A 16,623-nucleotide genomic window follows, 5' to 3' on the forward strand; every position below is an offset into this window, starting at 1 on the left:
CCTGCTTCCCGGCCGAATGTCGGTGCCGCTTCGTAGACTCGACGACGATGACCATCACCTCTGACCCCGGTACCTCGACGTCGGGCCGGAACGCCTTCGGCGAGCCCGCTGACCTCCACCTCCCCGGCGGGAACGCACCGCACAGCACCTCCACGCTCAGCGTGCGCGGTGCCCGCGTGCACAACCTCCGTGACGTCGACCTCGAGATCCCCCGCGACTCGCTCGTCGTGTTCACCGGCCTGTCCGGCTCGGGCAAGTCCTCGCTCGCCTTCGACACGATCTTCGCCGAGGGGCAGCGCCGCTACGTCGAGTCGCTGTCCGCCTACGCGCGCCAGTTCCTCGGCCAGGTCGACCGCCCCGATGTCGACTTCATCGAGGGGCTCTCGCCGGCGGTGTCGATCGACCAGAAGTCGACCAACCGCAACCCCCGGTCGACGGTCGGCACGATCACCGAGGTCTACGACTACATGCGTCTGCTCTGGGCGCGCATCGGGGTACCGCACTGCCCGACGTGCGGCGAGGTGATCAGCAAGCAGACCGTCCAGCAGATCGCCGACCAGCTCATGCAGTTCGAGACCGGTACCCGGTTCCAGGTCCTCGCACCCGTCATCTCCAAGAAGAAGGGCGAGTTCGTCGACCTCTTCCAGGAGCTCGCAGCGTCCGGCTACGCCCGTGCGATCGTCGACGGGGAGCGCATCCAGCTCAGCGACCCGCCCAAGCTCAAGAAGCAGGTCAAGCACGACATCTCGGTCATCGTCGACCGCCTAGTGTCGAGCGACGACATCCTCGGGCGGCTCACCGACTCGCTCGAGACCGCGCTGCGGCTGACCGACGGCACCGTCGGCATCGACCTGGTGGACCACGAGGGACCCGGGGCGGTCCGGACCTACTCCGAGAACCTTTCCTGCCCGAACAACCACCCCCTGGCGCTCACCGAGATCGAGCCGCGGACGTTCTCGTTCAACGCCCCGTTCGGTGCCTGCCCCGAGTGCTCCGGCCTCGGCACGCGCATGTCGGTCGACCCCGACCTGGTGCTCGGCGACCCCGAGGCATCGTTGCGTGACGGCGTCCTGCTGCCCTGGACCGGCACCAGCGGGCTGTACTCCTACTTCGAGAAGCTGCTCGGCGGCCTGGGCAAGGAGCTCGGCTTCTCGCTCGACACCCCGTGGAACCAGCTCGACCCCGCGGTCCAGGCGTCGATCCTGACCGGCAAGGACTTCCAGGTCTCGGTTTCCTGGCGCAACCGCTTCGGCCGCGAGATGCGGTACACGAGCGGCTTCGAAGGCGTCATGCCCTACATCGAGCGCAAGTTCGCCGAGGCCGAGTCGGACTCGCAGCGGCAGCGCTTCCAGGGCTACCTGCGCGAGGTCCCGTGCCCGGTGTGCGAGGGAACCCGCCTCAAGCCCGAGGTGCTCGCGGTGACGGTGAACGACCGCAGCATCGCGGACGTCACCGACATGTCGCTCGACAACGCGTACTCGTTCATGGACGAGCTGACGCTGACCGACCGCGAAGCGCACATCGCCGCGGCGGTGCTGCGTGAGATCCGCGCGCGTCTCGAGTTCCTGCTCGAGGTCGGTCTGAACTACCTCACCCTGGCGCGTGGTGCCGGTGGCCTCTCCGGTGGCGAGGCACAGCGCATCCGTCTGGCGACGCAGATCGGCTCCGGCCTGACGGGCGTGCTCTACGTGCTCGACGAGCCGAGCATCGGCCTGCACCAGCGTGACAACCGTCGACTCATCGACACCCTGGTCAAGCTCAAGGACCTCGGCAACACGCTCATCGTCGTCGAGCACGACGAAGACACGATCCGCACGGCCGACTGGGTCGTCGACATCGGCCCCGGCGCCGGCGTCAACGGCGGCAATGTGGTGCACTCCGGTTCGTACGAGGGCATCATCGAGAACCGCGAGTCGATCACGGGTGACTACCTCGCCGGCCGCCGTGCGATCGAGGTGCCCGCCGAGCGTCGCAAGGTCAACCTCAAGCGCGCCATCACGGTGCAGGGCGCTCGGGCGAACAACCTGAAGACGATCGACGCGGACTTCCCCCTCGGTGTCTTCACCGCGGTCACGGGTGTCAGCGGTTCCGGCAAGTCGACGCTGGTGAACGACATCCTGTACAAGGTGCTCGCCAACCAGCTCAACGGTGCGCGGCACATCGCGGGCAAGCACACGCGGGTGAAGGGCCTCGACCAGCTCGACAAGGTCGTGCACGTCGACCAGGCACCGATCGGCCGCACGCCGCGGTCGAACCCGGCGACCTACACGGGCGTGTTCGACCGCATCCGGCAGCTGTTCGCCGAGACGCAGGAAGCGAAGACCCGCGGCTACCAGCCCGGTCGATTCAGCTTCAACGTCAAGGGCGGTCGCTGCGAGAACTGCGCCGGTGACGGCACGATCAAGATCGAGATGAACTTCCTGCCCGACGTCTACGTCGCGTGCGAGGTCTGCGGTGGTGCGCGCTACAACCGCGAGACGCTCCAGGTGCACTACAAGGGCAAGAACATCTCCGAGGTCCTCGACATGCCGATCAGCGAGGCGGCCGAGTTCTTCGAGCCGATCTCCGCGATCCACCGCTACATGGCGACCCTCGTCGACGTGGGCCTCGGCTACGTGCGCCTCGGCCAGAGCGCGACCACGCTCTCCGGCGGCGAGGCGCAGCGCGTCAAGCTCGCCACCGAGCTGCAGCGTCGCTCGAACGGTCGCACCGTGTACGTGCTCGACGAGCCGACGACCGGTCTGCACTTCGAGGACGTCCGCAAGCTCCTCCTCGTGCTGCAGAGCCTGGTCGACAAGGGCAACACCGTCATCACCATCGAGCACAACCTCGACGTCATCAAGTCCGCCGACTGGCTGATCGACATGGGGCCCGAGGGCGGCTCCGGTGGCGGCACGGTCCTGGCGACGGGCACCCCGGAGCACGTGGCGACCGTGCCGGAGAGCCACACCGGTGTCTTCCTGCGCGAGATCTTCGACGCGCAGGACGCCCGGGTCGGCAAGCAGCAGGCCGTCGGTGCACGCCAGGCAACCCAGAAGCAGCAGGGCGGCACGCAGCAGGGCGGCAAGCAGTCGGGCACGACCAAGCAGACGAGCAAGCAGAAGGCGGGTGCTCGGTAGGTGGCGGACACCGTCCCGTGGCGTCCGAAGGCGGGGGAGATCCCGACCGACCCGGGGGTCTACCGATGGCGTGACGAGGCCGGCCGGGTGCTCTACGTCGGCAAGGCGAAGAACCTCCGCGCCCGGCTGAGCAACTACTTCGCCCCGCTCCCGACGCTGCACGAGCGCACCCGGCGGATGGTCCTGACGGCCCGCAGCGTCGAGTGGACGACGGTCGGTTCCGAGATCGAGGCGCTCCAGCTCGAGTACACCTGGATCAAGGAGTTCGACCCGCCCTTCAACGTCAAGTTCCGCGACGACAAGTCGTACCCGTACATGGCGGTCACCCTGGGTGACGAAGCGCCGCGGGTGATGGTGACGCGCAACCGCAAGATCAAGGGGGCGAAGTACTTCGGTCCGTACCCGAAGATCTGGGCCGTGCACGACACCATCGACCTGATGATCAAGGTGTTCCCGATCCGGACGTGCTCGGACTCCTCGTACAAGAAGGCGATGCAGACCGGCCGCCCGTGCTTCCCGGGGCAGATCGGCAAGTGCGGTGGCCCGTGCTCGCAGAAGGTCACGATCGAAGAGCACCGGGCGCTCGTCGAGGAGTTCGTGCGCTTCATGAACTCCTACGACCGTCGGGTCATCACCGAACTCCGGCAGCGCATGGGCGCCTCCGCCGACGCGATGCAGTACGAGCAGGCCGCGAAGTTCCGCGACCAGGTCGAGGCGCTCGAAGCCGTGCTCGAGAAGTCCGCCGTGGTGCTCCGTGACTCGGTCGACCTCGACCTGTTCGGCATCGCGGAAGACGAGCTCGCCGCCGCCGTGCAGTTGTTCTCGGTCCGGGGCGGCCGCATCCGCGGTGTCCGCGGCTGGGTGGTCGACAAGGAACTCGACATCGCCACCGGCGACCTCGTCGAGCAGATCGTGCAGGGCGTCTACGTCACCGACGAACCCCCGCGCGAAGTCGTCGTCCCCGAGCTGCCAGAGGACGCCGACGCGCTCCAGGAGTGGCTCAGCAAGCGCCGGAACGGGCGTGGCACGAAGCTCAGCACCGCCCAGCGCGGCGACCGTGCGGGTCTCGCCCGGACGGCTGCGCAGAACGCCGGGCAGGCGCTCATGCTCTACAAGACCAAGCGCTCCGCCGACTACACCACCCGGGCCGCAGCACTCGCCGACATCCAGGACGCCCTCGGCATGACCGAGGCGCCGCTCCGCATGGAGTGCTACGACATCTCGCACCTGCAGGGCACGAACGTCGTCGCCTCGATGGTGGTGTTCGAGGACGGTCTGCCACGCAAGGACCAGTACCGCCGGTACTCGATCGCCGAGACCACCGACGACACCGACAGCATGCACCAGGTGCTGTCGCGGCGCCTGGCCCGGCTGGACGAGGACGCCGAGCTGCCGGACGTCCCCGACGTCACGACGGACGAGGTCGTCGAGGGGTCGAAGCCGACGAAGCGGTTCGCGTACCGTCCGCAGCTGCTGATCGTCGACGGCGGCCAGCCCCAGGTGCAGGCCGCGAAGCGCGCGATGGACGAAGCCGGCGTGCACGACATCGCCCTGGTCGGCATCGCCAAGCGGCTCGAGGAACTCTGGCTGCCGGACGACGACTTCCCGGTGATCCTGCCCCGCAACTCCGAGGCGCTGTTCCTGATCCAGCGGATCCGTGACGAGGCGCACCGGTTCGCGATCACCCACCAGCGCAGCAAGCGCAAGCGCGACGTGCGCTCACGGCTGTCCGAGATCCCCGGTCTCGGACCGAGTCGCGTGAACGCCCTGCTGAAGCACTTCGGATCGGTCGCCCGGCTGCGTGAAGCCACGGCCGAGGACATCGGCGAGGTGAACGGGATCGGTCCGGCGACGGCTGCCGCGGTCGTCTCGAAGCTGGCCCAGACGCCGACGAGCGCACCGGCCACGAGCGCGTCCAGCGCCCCCGAGCCGGACGCCGACGCGATCGCGGACACCGTGACCGAGGACGCAGCCACCCAGCAGACCGTTACCCACCCCGGAGGCCCGGTGCGGGTCCCCGAGGTGACCAGCGACGGTCCGCAGCGACCGTCGTGACGAACCCCACGCCTCCCGTCCGTCACCGGGCGGTAGCCTGGTGCGGCAGCCGAGACCTCCCCGGGCGACGCGCCCGGGCCGCCACGACGGAGCCCACTCCCAGATGACCGACAGCGCCACCGCGACCACACACGCGTCGCAGCACGACATCCTCATCGTCACCGGCATGTCCGGGGCCGGGCGGTCCACGGTCGGCAAGGCCCTGGAAGACCTGGGCTGGTACGTCGTCGACAACCTGCCCACGCAGATGCTGGCCCCGCTGACCGAGCTCGCCGACCGTGCGGGCGAGAAGATCCCGAAGATCGCCACGGTGGTCGACGTCCGGGGCGGGCGGTTCTTCACCGACCCCGAGCACGCGGTCGAGCAGGTCCGCTCGAGCACGTCCGCGCGGGTCCGGGTGCTGTTCCTCGAGGCGACCGACGCGGTGCTGGTCCGACGGTTCGAGCAGGTGCGCCGACCCCACCCACTCCAGGGCGAGGACACCCTGCTCGACGGCATCGCCCGCGAACGCGCGCGTCTCGCCGGCCTGCGTGAGGCGTCCGACGTGGTGATCGACACCTCCGACCTCAACATCCACCAGCTCGCGAACACCGTCATCGAACAGTTCGCCGACGAGCACTTCGTGGGACTCCAGGTCACGCTGATGAGCTTCGGGTTCAAGTACGGACTGCCCGCCGACGCCGACATGGTGGCGGACGTCCGGTTCCTGCCGAACCCCTACTGGGTGCCGGAACTGCGGCCCCACACCGGCCTCGACCAGCCCGTGTCGGACTACGTCCTCGCCCAGGCCGGAGCCCGTCCGTTCGTCGACCGCTACGCCTCCGTGCTCGAGCCGGTCTTCGAGGGGTACCAGCGCGAGAACAAAAGACACGCTACGATCGCCATCGGCTGTACCGGCGGGAAGCACCGCTCGGTCGCCATCGTCGCCGAGTTGGCGAACCTCCTCCGCGGGATGCCAGGCGTCGCCGTGCGTGTGAAGAACCGAGATCTCGGCCGGGAGTGACCGTCCCTCCGGCCGCTCCCACGCCTGTGCCGCCGGATCTGCGGGAACCACTGAATGAAGTTAGGAATGATGCTGTGCCGTTGACTGCCGAGGTCAAGGACGAACTGGCCAGAGTCGCCGTGAACCGCAACACGGTCCGCGCCGCCGAACTGGCCACGATCCTCCGGTTCGCCGGTGGTCTGCACGTCATCTCGGGCCGCATCGCGGTCGAGGTCGAGCTCGACACCCGGATCATCGTGCACCGGGTCCGCAAGGACCTCGCCGAGCTGTACGGCGTGCGCAGCGAGGCGTCGGTGGGGTCGTCCGCATCCTCCCGTCGCGGGACCCGCTACCTGGTCCGCGTGCTCGAGGCGGGGGAGACCCTCGCTCGCCAGACCGGCCTGATGGACGCCCGTCGTCGTCCCGTCCGCGGGCTGCCGAACCGCCTGACCACGGGCAATCGCGAGGACCTCGCCGCCATCTGGCGTGGTGCGTTCCTCGCCTCCGGCACCCTGACCGACCCCGGTCGGGCCGCTGCGCTCGAGGTCACCTGCCCCGGCAACGAGGCCGCGATGGCCCTCGTCGGTGCCGCGTCACGTCTCGGTGTCGCCGCCAAGGGCCGCGAGGTCCGCGGGGTCCACCGCGTCGTCATCCGCGACGGTGAGGCCATCGGTCAGATGCTGACGGTCATGGGCGCCGCACGCACCACCGCCGACTGGGAGGAGATGCGCCAGCGCCGCGAGGTCCGTGCGACCGCGAACCGCCTGGTCAACTTCGACGACGCGAACCTGCGCCGTTCCGCGCAGGCCGCCGTGGCCGCCTGCGCCCGGGTCGAGCGCGCGCTCGAGATCCTCGGCGAGGACGTCCCCGACCACCTGCAGTACGCCGGCACGCTGCGCCTGCAGCACCGCGACGCCTCGCTCGACGAGCTCGGCCAGCACGCGGACCCGCCCATGACCAAGGACGCCATCGCGGGTCGCATCCGTCGCCTGCTGGCGATGGCCGACAAGCGGGCCTCCGACCTCGGCATCCCGGGCACCGAAGCGAGCGTTCCCGAGGAGCTCGAAGGGGTCTGACACGGGTCTGTCGACCCTGCGGACGGGAGGCGCGGTGCCAGCTGGCACCGCGCCTCCCGTCCGTTTCCGCACCCGTGCCAGGCCTGGTCGGCGACCGTCCGGACGGACCGTCATCCCGCTCGGGCACGCAGTGTCCGACTGCTAGGGTCGTTACGGCGACGTTACGGGGCGTATCGTCCACCACACGCGGGCCCGCCAGGGTGCGCGACTCCCGAAAGCAGCGCCCCCTGGGCGCTCCACACTCACCAGGAGATCCATTGACCGTCAAGATCGGTATCAACGGCTTCGGCCGCATCGGCCGTAACTTCTTCCGGGCCGCCCTCGCGAAGGGCTCCGACCTCGAGATCGTGGCGGTGAACGACCTCACCGACAACGCGTCGCTCGCCAACCTGCTGAAGTTCGACTCCATCACGGGTCGTCTCGGCGTCTCCGTCGAGCTCGACGGCGACAACATCGTCGTCGACGGCAAGGCCATCAAGGTCCTCGCCGAGCGCGACCCCGCCAACCTGCCCTGGGGCGAGCTGGGTGTCGACATCGTCATCGAGTCGACCGGGTTCTTCACCAAGGCCGCCGACGCGCAGAAGCACATCGACGCCGGTGCCAAGAAGGTCATCATCTCCGCCCCGGCCTCGGGTGACGACGTCACCATCGTGCTCGGCGTGAACGAGGACCAGTACGACGCTGCGAACCACCACATCATCTCGAACGCGTCCTGCACCACGAACAGCCTCGCGCCGCTCGCCAAGGTGTTCCACGACAAGTTCGGCATCGAGCGTGGCCTCATGACGACGGTGCACGCCTACACCGCCGACCAGAACCTGCAGGACGGCCCGCACAAGGACCCCCGTCGTGCCCGCGCCGCCGCGCTGAACATCGTCCCGACCTCGACCGGTGCCGCCAAGGCCATCGGCCAGGTCATGCCGGAGCTCGCCGGCAAGCTCGACGGCTTCGCCCTGCGCGTCCCGGTCCCCACCGGCTCGATCACCGACCTCACCCTCGAGACCAAGTCCGAGGTCACCGTCGACGAGATCAACGCCGCCTACAAGGAGGCCGCAGAAGGTCCCCTCAAGGGCATCCTGCTCTACAGCGAGGACCCGCTGGTGTCGACCGACATCACCACGGACCCGCACTCCTCGATCTACGACTCCGGCCTGACCAAGGTCATCGGCGGCCTCGTGAAGATCACCTCGTGGTACGACAACGAGTGGGGCTACTCGAACCGCCTCGTCGACCTCACCGAGTACGTCGGCGAGCGTCTGTAACACATGGCCCTCCGCACCCTCGAGGACCTCGGCGACCTCGCCGGCAAGCGTGTCGTCGTCCGTTGTGACCTGAACGTCCCACTCAAGGACGGCACCATCACGGACGACGGCCGCGTGCGGGCGTCGCTGACCACCCTGAACACCCTCGTCAACGCCGGCGCGCGCGTCATCGTGATCTCGCACCTGGGTCGCCCCGACGGGGAGCCCAAGCCCGAGTTCTCGCTCGCGCCGGTCGCCCAGCGGCTCTCCGAGCTGCTCGGCAAAGAGGTCACGTTCGTCGGCGAGACCGTCGGCGACGAAGCGACCGCCGCGGCCGAGGCCCTCGAGGACGGCGACGTCCTGCTGCTCGAGAACCTCCGGTTCAACCCGGAGGAGACCTCGAAGGACGCCGCCGCGCGGAGCGCCTTCGCGGACCGCATCGCGGCCCTCGGTGACGCCTTCGTCTCCGACGGCTTCGGTGTCGTACACCGCAAGCAGGCCTCGGTCTACGAGCTCGCGTCCGCGCTGCCCAGCGCGGCCGGGTCGCTCATCGAGACCGAACTGCGGGTGCTCGAGCGGCTGACCACCTCGCCGGAACGGCCGTACACGGTCGTGCTCGGTGGGTCGAAGGTCAGCGACAAGCTCGGTGTCATCGACCACATCCTGCCGAAGGTCGACACGCTGTGCATCGGCGGCGGCATGCTCTTCACCTTCCTCGCGGCCCAGGGCCACGGGGTCGCGAAGTCGCTGCTCGAAGCCGACCAGCTCGACGTCGTCCGCGAGTACCTCTCGCGTGCGAAGGAGCTCGGCGTCACCATCGACCTGCCCACCGACGTCGTGGTGGCATCCGGCTTCGCGGCCGACGCCGACCACGAGACCGTCGCGGCGGACGCCATCGAGTCCTCGTCGTTCGGAGCGGACGGCATCGGCCTCGACATCGGCCCGGAGACCGCAGCGCGGTTCGCCTCGGCCGTCTCGGGTTCGAAGACCGTGTTCTGGAACGGCCCGATGGGCGTGTTCGAGTTCCCGGCCTTCGCCGCCGGCACGAAGACCGTCGCGCAGGCGCTCACCGAGGTCGACGGCCTCGGCGTCGTCGGTGGTGGCGACTCCGCTGCCGCCGTGCGCTCGCTCGGCTTCTCGGACGACCAGTTCGGCCACATCTCGACCGGTGGCGGTGCGAGCCTCGAGTTCCTCGAGGGCAAGTCGCTGCCTGGTCTCGAAGCACTGGGGTGGACAGCATGACCCGGACTCCGTTGATCGCGGGCAACTGGAAGATGAACCTGGACCACCTCCAGGCCATCGCCACGGTGCAGAAGCTCGCGTGGACCCTCAAGGACGCCCGGCACGACTTCGACGACGTCGAGGTCGCGGTCTTCCCGCCGTTCACGGACCTGCGGAGCGTGCAGACGCTCATCTCGGCCGACAAGCTGCCGATCCACTTCGGTGCGCAGGACCTGTCGCAGTTCGACTCCGGTGCCTACACGGGTGACGTCTCCGGCGCGTTCCTGGCGGCGCTCGACGCCCAGTACGTCATCGTCGGCCACTCCGAGCGGCGCACGCTGCACGGTGAGACCGACGAGGTCGTCGCGGCGAAGACCGCAGCGGCAGTCAAGCACGGCCTCGTCCCCGTGGTGTGCGTCGGCGAGACCGGCGAGCAGCGCGAGGAGCGCGGCGCCGGTGTCGTGCCGGTCGAGCAGCTCCGCGTCGTGCTCGACGCGGTCAAGCCGGCCGACATCGTCGTGGCGTACGAGCCGGTCTGGGCCATCGGGTCCGGCCAGGCGGCCACGGCCGAGCAGGCGCAGGACGAGTGTGCGGCCATCCGTCGCGGCATCGCTGCTGCCTGGGGCGACCAGGCCGCTGCGGACACCCGGGTGCTCTACGGCGGCTCGGTCAAGTCCGGCAACATCGCGGGGTTCCTCCGCGAGCCCGACATCGACGGCGCGCTCGTCGGTGGCGCTTCGCTCGACGTGCAGGAGTTCGCGGCCATCGCGCGGTTCCGTCAGCACGTCGGGCTGTAGTCCACAGGCGTCGTCGCGGGCAGTCGTCCGCACCACTCCCGTCCAGGTACCGGCCGTGCTCCGCGCGGCCGGTACACTGGTACGGCTGACTGACACGAAAGGTACGTCGTGGCGATACTCTCCGTCGTGCTGCAGGTCCTGCTCGCAATCACGAGCCTCCTGCTCACGCTCCTCATCCTGCTGCACAAGGGCCGCGGTGGTGGCCTCTCCGACATGTTCGGCGGTGGGGTCACGAGCAACCTCGGTGCGTCCGGCGTGGCCGAGCGCAACCTCAACCGCATCACGGTGATCCTCGGTCTGGTCTGGATCGTTTCCATCATCGTGCTCGGTCTCATCAACAAGTTCACGGCGGGGGTCTGATCCATGGCAAGCGGAGGCAGTGCAATCCGAGGGTCTCGCGTCGGCGCGGGACCGATGGGCGAACAGGACCGCGGGGTCCAGGCCGAGCGCGTGGCGATCTCGTACTGGGACGCCCTCGGCAACGAGGTCGTGCGGTACTTCGCCGCCAACCTCCCCGACGAGGAGATCCCCGAGACGGTGGACTCGCCGTCGAGTGGTCTCCCGGCTGGGCGCGACAAGGAGAACCCTCCCGTGGTCTCCAAGACGGAGCCCTACAAGACCCACCTCGCGTACGTGAAGGAACGCCGCACCGAGGAAGAGGCAGCGCAGCTCCTCGAAGACGCGCTGCAGCAGCTCCGCGAGCGTCGCGGCACCGCGGCGAAGAAGGCGTAGCGCCCACACTGACCAAGGCCCCCGCACCGGATGGTGTGGGGGCCTTCGTGCGTCCGTCCGTCGGGGGAGGAGGGCGCGCGGGGAGCCGGCTCGTCGAGTGGAGTGGTCGCGACACGCCGCGTGCGGTGTGCCGGGGTTGCACGTTGTGTCGCCTGCGGCGCGCGCGGGCGCCAGCTCGTGACCGTTCGGCATCGCGCCGGCGGGGCGTCGTGACCGCGCGCGGTGGGCGCGACCACAGACGGACTGGAGGCCCGGTGCCAGCTGGCACCGGGCCTCCTGTCCGTGGGGTGGGGGCGTCAGCCCGTGTTCTGCAGGCCGGCGGCGATCCCGTTCACGGTGAGCAGCAGGAGCCGGTGGTCGGCGTCCGTCGGGTCCGTGCTGCCGGACGTGCGGATGGCGCGCAGCGCACGGAGCTGCAGGTGCGACAGGGCGTCGACGTACGGGCTGCGCAGGCGCACGGCGCGGGCCAGGACGGGTCGGTCCTCGAGCACGTCGCTGCCGCCGGAGACGCGGAGCACCCAGTCGCGGGTGCGCACCATCTCGTCGAGCACCTTCGCGGCGAGGTCGTCACGGTCGGCGAGCTCGAGGTACCGGCGCGCGATGTACTCGTCGGTCTTCGCGAGCGACATCTCGACGTTCTTGATCATCGCGGCGAAGAGCGGCCACTCCGCGTAGGCGGCGCGGAGCACGTCGACGTCGCCGACGGCCTCGAGCGCGGATCCGAGCCCGTACCAGCCGGCGAGGTTGATGCGCGCCTGCGTCCACGAGAACACCCACGGGATGGCGCGGAGGTCCTCCAGCGACTCGACCGACAGCCCGCGACGGGCCGGGCGGGAGCCGAGGGGCAGCAGGCCGATCTCCTCCATCGGGGTGACCCGGGCGAACCACGGCGCGAACCCGTCGGCCTTGACCAGGTCGTAGAAGGCGACGCGCGAGACGTCGTCGAGCTGCTGGGCGAGGTCGGCGAAGCGGGCGGCCGCGGCGGCGGTCCGTGCCTCGTTGGACGGCGACGAGGCGAAGAGCGTCGCCGAGGCCATCTGCTCGAGGTGGCGGGCGGCGATGTCCTGGTCGCCGTACTGGGCGAAGATGACCTCGCCCTGCTCGGTGAGCTTCAGCCGACCGTCGATCGATCCCGGCGGCTGCGCCAGGACGGCTTCGTTCGCGGGACCGCCACCGCGGCCGAGCGAGCCGCCGCGGCCGTGGAACAGGGTCAGCTCGATGTCGTTGTCGCGGGCCCAGTCGGCGATGCGGGCCTGGGCGTCGTAGAGCGCCAGGTTCGCGGACACCGGGCCGACGTCCTTCGAGGAGTCCGAGTACCCGAGCATGACCTCGAGCCGACGGCCGGTCGCGGCGAGGCGTCGCTGGAACGCCTCGGTGCGGACGGCCTCGTCGAGGATGTCGACACTGGCGTGCAGGTCGGCGAACGTCTCGAACAGCGGGATCACGTCGAGCACCGGCGCGGCCTCGGCGGACCCGAGCGCGGCGACGGCCAGCTCGTGCACGTTCGCCAGGTCGGCCGGGGACTGCGTGAAGGACACGATGTACCGGTTCGCCGCGCGGACGCCGTAGCGGGACTGCAGCCCGGCGATCGTGCGGAAGACGGCGAGGACCTCTTCCGTGGTCTCGCTCAGTTCACCACCGGCGCGGATCTCGGCGAGGGCCGTGCGGTGCACCTGCGAGTGCTGGCGGACCTCGAGCTCGGCCAGGTGGAACCCGAAGGTCTCGACCTGCCAGAGGAGGTTCTGCAGTTCACCGTTCGCCGGTCGGATCGCACCGGCGGCGATGAGCGAGGCCTGGATGACACGGAGGTCGGCCAGCAGCGCCTCGGGCCCGTCGTAGGCCAGCGGCGTGCTGCCGGTCCGGGTGGCGTCGATGCGCGCGGCGACGAACAGGAGCGCACGTCGGTGCGTCTCGTTCGGTGCGCGGACACCGATGCGCTCCGCGATGCCCGGGTCGAGCGACTCCTGCGCGGCGACGAGGGCGGTGAGCCCGGCGTCGGCGGGGGTGTCGCTCGCGTCGAGGGTCAGGGCGCTGCCGATGCGGGTCGTCGCGCGGGCGAGGCCGAGCAGGATGTGCTCCGCCGCGATCTCGGCGGCCTGACGCGTGACGTCGGCGGTGACGTGCGGGTTGCCGTCGCGGTCGCCGCCGATCCAGGTGCCGAAGCGCACGAACGCGGGGGCGATCACGGGCGCCCGGCCGGCGTCGTCGCCCTGCAGCCGGTCGTCGAGCAGGCGGTACACCTGCGGGACGATCTCGAACAGGGTCTGGTCGAACACGCTCATCGCGGTGCGGACCTCGTCCAGCGGGGTCGGCCGCGTGGTGCGGAGCGGCGAGGTGCGCAGGAGGGTCGTGATCTCCTCGAGCAGGCGGCGCTCGTTCTCGGCGCGGGCCGTGGCGTTGCGGGCACGGTCACGCTCGTCGATGAGGTCCGTGATGCGGCGGACACCCGTCGTGACCGCGCGCCGGCGGGCCTCTGTCGGGTGGGCGGTCAGCACCGGGTGGAACCGCAGGGTGCGGAGCCGCTCGGCCGCCTCGGCCTCGCCCACCTCGGCGACGAGTTCGGCGTACGTGGCGGGGAACGAGTCCCCGGGCACGCCGCCGTCGTCTCCGCGCTGCCGGAGGACGCGCACGCGGTGGTGCTCCTCGGCCAGGTTCGTCAGGTGGAAGTAGGTGGTGAACGCCTGCGCCACTGCCTCGGCGCGTTCGGCCGACATGCCCGAGACGATCGCCTGGGCACGTGCGGCGCCCTCGGCGTGGTCGCCCTCGTAGGCGTCGATCACGGCCGCGCGCAGTGACTCCACGTCGTGGAGCAGTTCGTCGCCCCCGTTCTCGCGCAGCACCCGGCCGAGCAGGTTGCCGAGGTACCGGACGTCGGCGCGCAGGTCGCTGTCGACCGCACCGCTGACGTCGTCCCGCGCGCGCTCGTGGCGTGCAGATCCGTCGATCGCCGTCATGGAGTCCTTTCCGGGTCGTCCGGGAGGCTGGTCCCGGGTCCCAGCAGCGTATCGGCACCCGGGGGCGCATGACGTCGACCGTCCGGACGGACGCGGGGCGGGGTCCGGGCCCGGTGCCGGGCTGCCGCTGCCGCGTCAGGCCGGGACGGAGGCCCCGCCCGGCTCCTGCCGGAACGGCGCACGTCGGGCATCGAGGCCGACGAGCAGCCCGCGGTTCAGCTCGTAGGCCAGCTCGACCTCGGCGATCACCCGTTCCTGCTCGTCGGCCGACCACGGCGCGGCGTCGAGCTGGGCCCGGTAGGTGTGCTCGAAGTCGCTCGGGTCGGCGACCTGGTCGAAGATGTAGAAGAGGATCCCGTTCGTGTCGAACCCGAACCGCTCCGCCAGCACCTGCCCGATCACGTGCCCGCCGGACACGTCGCCGAGGTACCGCGTGTAGTGGTGTGCCACGAAGCCGCCGGGCCACTCGGCCGCGACCTCGTTCAGCCGTCGCACGTACGCGGTCGTCGCGGGCAGCGGGCACACCAGCTCGGACCAGTCCGGGCCGATCAGGTACTCCAGGTCGGCGCGGATCGCCGGCATCCGGGTGAGCTGCGCGGTGACGAACGGCGCCGCCACGGGGTGGTCGGCCATGCGCTCCGCCGCCCGCTCGAGCGCGTCGTACACGAAGGCGTACTGTCCGAGCAGGTCCGCGTAGTCGGCGACGTCGCAGTCGCCGCCGAGCAGGTCCTGCATGAAGCCGCTCGTGGCCGAGGCACCGTGCGAGCGCCGCGTGCGTCGCCGCAGCAGCTCGGAGAACGGGATGACGGTCGAGTCCATGAGGTAAGGCTAACCTTACTGATGCGCGCGTCAAGCAGGGATCACCCAGGTGACGCCGAACCTCCGAGAGGAAGCTCCCCCACGATGAGCTCGAAACCCAAACGCCAGCAGCACGTCTTCGTCGTCGACCGCACCGAGCGACTCTCGCCCCACATGGTGCGCGTGCACCTGGGCGGCTCGGCGTTCGAGGACTTCGTCGCCCAGGCCGACCCCGACCGCCTCGCCGCCACCGACAAGTACGTGAAGCTCCTGCTCGCGAAGCCGTCGCTGGGGCTCGTGCCGCCGTACGACCTCGAGGCCCTGCGCGAGACCCTGCCGAAGCACGACCGCCCCGCCCGCCGCACCTACACCGTGCGCGCCGTCGACCACACCACGCGGACGATCGCGATCGACTTCGTCGTGCACGGCGACGCGGGCCTCGCCGGTCCCTGGGCAGCGTCCGCGCAGCCCGGCGACCGGATCGCCCTGTCCGGACCCGGCGGCGGCTACGCACCGACCACCGACCCGGCCTTCACGCACGTGCTGCTCGGTGACGACAGCGCCCTGCCCGCGATCGGGGCCGCACTCGAGTCGATGCCCGACACCGCCACCGGGGTCGCGCTGGTCGAGGTGGCCGGGCCGGCGGACGAGCAGGACCTCCGGCGCCCGGCCGGGGTCGACCTGCGGTGGCTGCACCGGGACGCCACCGGCGCACAGCCGGGCACGCTCCTGCTGGAGACGGCCCGCGGGCTGCCGCGTGCCTCCCGGCCGGTCCAGGTCTTCGCGCACGGCGAGCGGACCGCGATGAAGGCGATCCGTCGACTGCTGCAGGACGACTGGGGGCTGGAGAAACGCGAGATGTCGCTGTCGGCGTACTGGGCGCTCGGTCGTGGCGAGGACGAGTTCCAGGAGGAGAAGCGCGAGCCGGTCGGGGTGATCTTCACCGACTGACGGCGGGCCTGCGTGCCCGTTCTAGGTCGGTACGCCCGATTCGACCAGGGACGCCCGGCACGCCCGGCGCGCGCAACGGCCGGGAGGCCCGGGGCGCGTCGGTGGATCCGGCTAGCGTTCGGCGCATGGTCACCTCGTCGTGCTGCGTCCCGGGTTGCGCAGGCGTCCTCGCGGACGGACTCGCGGGCGTCCCCCTGTGCGGTGCGCACGTCGCGTTGGTCGCCGACCTCGCCGCCGAGCACCCCGGCGTCGAGGACGCCCTGCCCGGCCCGTGTCCGGTGTGCGCGTCCCGGATCGGGGTGCGCTACCCCTCCGGTGCGGTGTGCGCCCGATGCGAGTGGCGGTGGGGCGAGGTACCCGACGGCGATCTGGCTCCCCCACGGGTCGACGTCGTCTACTACCTGCGCATGCGCGACGACTTCGGCGACCGCATCAAGATCGGCACGACGATGAACCCCCGGCAGCGGCTCGCGGCCATCCCGCACCAGGACCTGCTGGCGTTCGAGCTCGGTGACCGGACGCTCGAGCGCCGGCGGCACGCCACGTTCGCGGCCAGCCGGTACCCGGGTACCGAGTGGTTCCGGGTGACGCCGGAGCTGCTCGCCCACGTGGACATCGTCGCCGCCGGAGTCGACGACCCGTGGGACCTGCACGCCCGGTGGACGAGCGAGGCGCTCGCCTTGCGGGGCTGAGCCCC

At 70.4% G+C, this 16,623-nt stretch carries 13 protein-coding genes; 11 read left to right on the plus strand and 2 right to left on the minus strand.

Annotated features, from left to right (window positions below; translation table 11 throughout):
• Nucleotides 1-47 precede the first annotated feature (47 nt).
• The 9 genes from uvrA (at nt 48) to ITJ50_RS11700 (ending at nt 11,223) form a co-directional block, all read left to right on the plus strand.
• Nucleotides 48-3,119: an excinuclease ABC subunit UvrA gene (gene uvrA, locus ITJ50_RS11660; protein WP_017887249.1), complete on the plus strand. Its 3,072-nt coding sequence runs from the start codon at nt 48-50 to the stop codon at nt 3,117-3,119.
• Nucleotides 3,120-5,174 carry an excinuclease ABC subunit UvrC gene (gene uvrC, locus ITJ50_RS11665; protein ID WP_042540917.1) on the plus strand — a complete coding sequence of 685 codons (2,055 nt, stop codon included), beginning with the start codon at nt 3,120-3,122 and terminating at the stop codon, nt 5,172-5,174. It begins immediately after the preceding gene.
• Between the two features lie 103 nt (nt 5,175-5,277).
• Complete coding sequence (gene rapZ, locus ITJ50_RS11670; RefSeq protein ID WP_140448078.1) at nt 5,278-6,177, plus strand: RNase adapter RapZ; 900 nt, start codon at nt 5,278-5,280, stop codon at nt 6,175-6,177.
• A 74-nt stretch (nt 6,178-6,251) separates the two neighbouring features.
• Nucleotides 6,252-7,232 carry a DNA-binding protein WhiA gene (gene whiA, locus ITJ50_RS11675; protein ID WP_017887252.1) on the plus strand — a complete coding sequence of 327 codons (981 nt, stop codon included), beginning with the start codon at nt 6,252-6,254 and terminating at the stop codon, nt 7,230-7,232.
• Nucleotides 7,233-7,489: 257 nt separating this feature from the next.
• Nucleotides 7,490-8,494 (plus strand): type I glyceraldehyde-3-phosphate dehydrogenase, encoded by a 1,005-nt coding sequence (gene gap, locus ITJ50_RS11680; RefSeq protein WP_017887253.1) that lies wholly within the window; start codon nt 7,490-7,492, stop codon nt 8,492-8,494.
• 3 nt (nt 8,495-8,497) lie between these two features.
• Entirely contained in the window at nt 8,498-9,715 is a 1,218-nt protein-coding gene (locus ITJ50_RS11685) for a phosphoglycerate kinase (RefSeq protein ID WP_017887254.1), read from the plus strand.
• Nucleotides 9,712-10,491, plus strand: coding sequence for a triose-phosphate isomerase (tpiA, locus tag ITJ50_RS11690; RefSeq protein WP_031259782.1), 780 nt, complete (start codon nt 9,712-9,714; stop codon nt 10,489-10,491). The genes ITJ50_RS11685 and tpiA overlap by 4 nt, the downstream gene beginning before the upstream one ends.
• A 108-nt stretch (nt 10,492-10,599) precedes the next feature.
• The gene (gene secG, locus ITJ50_RS11695) at nt 10,600-10,851 is read left to right on the plus strand and encodes a preprotein translocase subunit SecG (protein WP_017887256.1); all 252 of its coding nucleotides are present in this window, start codon (nt 10,600-10,602) and stop codon (nt 10,849-10,851) included.
• Between the two features lie 3 nt (nt 10,852-10,854).
• Complete coding sequence (locus ITJ50_RS11700; protein ID WP_027465686.1) at nt 10,855-11,223, plus strand: RNA polymerase-binding protein RbpA; 369 nt, start codon at nt 10,855-10,857, stop codon at nt 11,221-11,223.
• Nucleotides 11,224-11,519: 296 nt separating this feature from the next.
• Here ITJ50_RS11700 and ITJ50_RS11705 read toward each other — a convergent pair whose 3' ends face one another.
• Nucleotides 11,520-14,177 carry a phosphoenolpyruvate carboxylase gene (locus tag ITJ50_RS11705; RefSeq protein WP_194590540.1) on the minus strand — a complete coding sequence of 886 codons (2,658 nt, stop codon included), beginning with the start codon at nt 14,175-14,177 and terminating at the stop codon, nt 11,520-11,522.
• Nucleotides 14,178-14,312: 135 nt separating this feature from the next.
• The gene (locus ITJ50_RS11710; protein ID WP_194590541.1) at nt 14,313-14,996 is read right to left on the minus strand and encodes a heme oxygenase (biliverdin-producing); all 684 of its coding nucleotides are present in this window, start codon (nt 14,994-14,996) and stop codon (nt 14,313-14,315) included.
• A gap of 84 nt (nt 14,997-15,080) precedes the next feature.
• Here ITJ50_RS11710 and ITJ50_RS11715 point away from each other — a divergent pair, with 84 nt between their 5' ends.
• Complete coding sequence (locus ITJ50_RS11715) at nt 15,081-15,926, plus strand: siderophore-interacting protein (RefSeq protein WP_017885636.1); 846 nt, start codon at nt 15,081-15,083, stop codon at nt 15,924-15,926.
• Nucleotides 15,927-16,051: 125 nt separating this feature from the next.
• Nucleotides 16,052-16,618 (plus strand): GIY-YIG nuclease family protein, encoded by a 567-nt coding sequence (locus ITJ50_RS11720; protein WP_194590542.1) that lies wholly within the window; start codon nt 16,052-16,054, stop codon nt 16,616-16,618.
• The last annotated feature ends 5 nt before the right edge of the window (nt 16,619-16,623 follow it).

Source organism: Curtobacterium sp. VKM Ac-2889 (genome assembly GCF_015350855.1).
In the GTDB taxonomy this organism is placed as follows: domain Bacteria; phylum Actinomycetota; class Actinomycetes; order Actinomycetales; family Microbacteriaceae; genus Curtobacterium; species Curtobacterium poinsettiae.